This is a genomic window from Variovorax sp. P4_D9 (assembly GCF_056401695.1).
On record NZ_JBFUIU010000963.1, the window covers coordinates 1 to 3,108 of the forward strand.

Annotated in this window: 2 protein-coding genes and 1 pseudogene; 2 read left to right on the forward strand and 1 reads right to left on the reverse strand. The window is 62.6% G+C overall.

The window, feature by feature from the left end:
- Positions 1-1,011 (reverse strand): AMP-binding protein (locus AC1DY5_RS49085; protein WP_478121577.1); only part of this gene is annotated, 1,011 nt, incomplete at its 3' end.
- 183 nt (positions 1,012-1,194) lie between these two features.
- Here AC1DY5_RS49085 and AC1DY5_RS49090 point away from each other — a divergent pair.
- Together AC1DY5_RS49090 and AC1DY5_RS49095 are read left to right on the forward strand one after the other, a co-directional pair.
- Positions 1,195-1,567: pseudogene (locus AC1DY5_RS49090) on the forward strand (tripartite tricarboxylate transporter substrate-binding protein); the annotation flags it as partial.
- Between the two features lie 419 nt (positions 1,568-1,986).
- Complete coding sequence (locus AC1DY5_RS49095; RefSeq protein ID WP_478121578.1) at positions 1,987-2,955, forward strand: Bug family tripartite tricarboxylate transporter substrate binding protein; 969 nt, start codon at positions 1,987-1,989, stop codon at positions 2,953-2,955.
- Positions 2,956-3,108 lie beyond the last annotated feature (153 nt).

Sequence of the window (3,108 nt, forward strand, 5' to 3'; positions counted from 1 at the left end):
CCCCCCTACGCGTCGAGCCACGGCCATGAAATGTTCGAAGGCGCGCCGCTTGATGGCACTCGCATCGTTCATCCTGACCGTGACGGCGGTGAGCATTTCCTCAAACACCCGGGGCGGCGCGAAATAGTAGGTCGGGCCGATCTCCTTGAGATCGATGCTCACGGTCTCTGGAGATTCCGGAAAGTTCACCGTATAGCCGCACACCAACCACATCGCATACGAAAATATGTTCTGCCCTAGCCAGGCAGGGGGCAGAAAGGCCAGCACTTCCTCGCGCTCTGAGATGCTGTCGAAGGCTTTCCCTGCCTGGGCGCTTCGAATGAGGGAGCGGTGGGTATGGACTACGCCTTTTGGCAGACTGGTGGTGCCGGAGGTGAAGAACATGGCCGCAACATCGTCAGGTTGCACGAGCGCAATCCGCGCGTCGTAGTAGGCTGGGTTCTTAGAAGCGAACTGCTGGCCTTCATCGACCAGCGCGTCCAGCGAGTCCAGTCCTGGATGCGAGTACGCACGCAGGCCTCGTGGATCATCGAACCAAATGTGGCGCAAGTCCGGGCAGCGCTCCTGCACCTCGATCAGTTTATCGACATGCTCTTGTTCCTCCACGATCGCGAACGCGACCTTCGCGCTGGTCAATGGATAGACGTACTCGGTGGCAGGTGCATCCTGGTACAGCGGAACAGGTATCGCGCCCAGGACTTGCAGCGCGGCCAATGCAGCCTGAAGCCGCGGCCGGTTGCCCCCGATCAGCGCCACGTGATCTCCGCGCACGACCCCTGCCTGAGACAGGCCGCAGGTCAGTTCCCTTGTGAGCTTCGACACGTCGAGCCAAGAATAGGTCTGCCAGATTCCGAATTTCTTCTCGCGCATCGCGATCCGGGTTCCACCAACTCGCACTTGCGCCGCGAGCAGCGCGGGAAAGGTCTCGAGGCCAATCGGCGTCCCCGCAGACGCGGGGCGTTCCACATCGGCGATCAGCGATGGCGATGCATTCCTAAGCGCCGAGTTCACGTACCAGTCTCCTGTCTTGATGGATCAGCCTCTTGTTTCATAGGCTTGCGAGAGGCCAAGTGTTCGCTCGAAGAGCACCCGCCAATGTCCTAGCGATGACATTTCGGGGTTATCCCCTACAGGTGGAGCAAGCTGCAAGCGCGCGGTCGCAAGGCGGGCACGGCGAAAGCTGCCCAGCACAACTACGCTTCCGCAGGAAGGGGCAGTACGTTTCACATGGCCGCTGAACTGTTCAAGCCAACGCAGACGTACCTCTCGTCCATATTCCCTACCGTGGCGGTGGTCCCGCACTCGTCGACACAATCGGGGGGCAGGTCAGCCTGAGCTTCCCGGTCCTGTCGGCGGCCCTGCCGCAAGTGCAGGGAGGCAAACTTCGTGCGCTTGGYGTCACCGGCACCAAGCGATCGCCACTGATGCCAAACGTTCCGACGCTCGCTGAAGCAGGTCTGACGAACTACAGCTTCGAGACGTGGTTCATGGCTTTCGCCCCCGCCGCCACGCCGAAAGCCGTCAGCTGAACGCCAGCCTGAACGAGGCGCTCAGTTCTCCAGCAGTCGCAGCGCCCTGGTGCGCGTCCACGAATCGCAGAATCGATTCCTGGAACTCGAGGGCCGGAGCGGAGAGTGAGCGGCGGGCGGCACTCACAAAGTCGCACCGCTCGATTTTTCAAAGTTGCTGGACAGCAGGTCGCGGTGCGTGCGCAGCATTGACCTGCGGTCCTTCGCCTTCCGCGGAGCTCGTCCCGAAGCAAGGCCCGCGCGCGCCGGGTTATCCGAGGGTAATTCCTAAGGTTGACATATGAATTATTGAAAAGTAATGTATCTCCATCGCGCTGGCCCGCAGGCTCAACCGACGCGATGCATCCACCTGCGCCGGTTCGCGACCGATAGCGCGTGCACCCGCCGAGCCATACCCGTCCGGAAAACCGAAATGCCCACGAAACCCATCCGGATAAAGCCGGCGAGGAGCGTATCCATGAAACTGATTCAGAAGCTCTTGCTCTGCCTGATCGCCCTTCCCTTGGCAGGGACTGCGGCCGCCGCCGCGGACACCTTCCCCGAGCGTCCCATCCGCATCATCGTGCCGTTCCCGCCCGGCGGCGGCACGGACACGGTGGCACGCACCGTCGCAGTCAAGTTGACCGAACGCTGGAACGTGCCTGTCACGGTGGACAACCGCCCGGGGGGCAACACGGTGATCGGCGCGGAACTGGCCGCGCGAGCAGCGCCGGATGGCTACACGCTGTTCCTCCCGATCGACTCCACGCTCGCGATGAACCAGAGTCTCTACGCGAAGCTGCCATACGACCCGATCAACGGCTTCACCCCTGTGTCGCTCGCGATCACCATGCCCATGGTGCTGGCAGTGCATCCCTCGGTGGAGGCGCGCAGCGTGAAGGAGCTGATCGGCTTGGCCAAGGCACAGGGTGGCAAGCTGGCGTACGCCCACGGCGCGCTGCCGGCGCAGGTGGCAGGCGAGGCTTTCAAGTCGTCGGCCAAGGTCGACATGGTGGCCGTCCCCTACAAGGGCAGCGGCCCGGCGATGACGGACGTGGTGGGCGGGCAGGTGCCGGTGATCTTTGATGCGCTGGGCCCGGCGATCGCCTTCGTGAAATCCGGCAAGGTCAGACCTCTGGCGGTCACCAGCGCCAAGCGCTCGCCGTCCCTCCCGGAGGTACCCACCTTGGCGGAATCCGGTCTGACAGGCATGGACCTGGTCACCTGGATCGGCTTTGTGGCGCCTGCGGGCACTGACCGCGCCATCGTCGCCAAGCTCAACGCCGAGATCACCGGCATCCTCAAGCTGCCCGAAACCACGGAGAAGCTGGGAGCGATGGGCATGGACGTGGTCGCCAGCAGCCCCGAGCAGTTCACGCAGACCATCAGGGACGACGCCGTGAAGCTGGGCGCTGTCATAAAGGCCGCGGGCATCAAGCTCGATTGAAGCTACTACGTGCAGTTGGAGATGCCAAAGCGCAGCTCGACATCGACCTCTACAAAAGCCCGAAGGAAGTAAGCGTCCAGCCGCGGCACCTTGATTGCGACGGATCGTTTTAGGATGCTCGTGTCCACTACGTTTTTGGTGGACACGTGCACA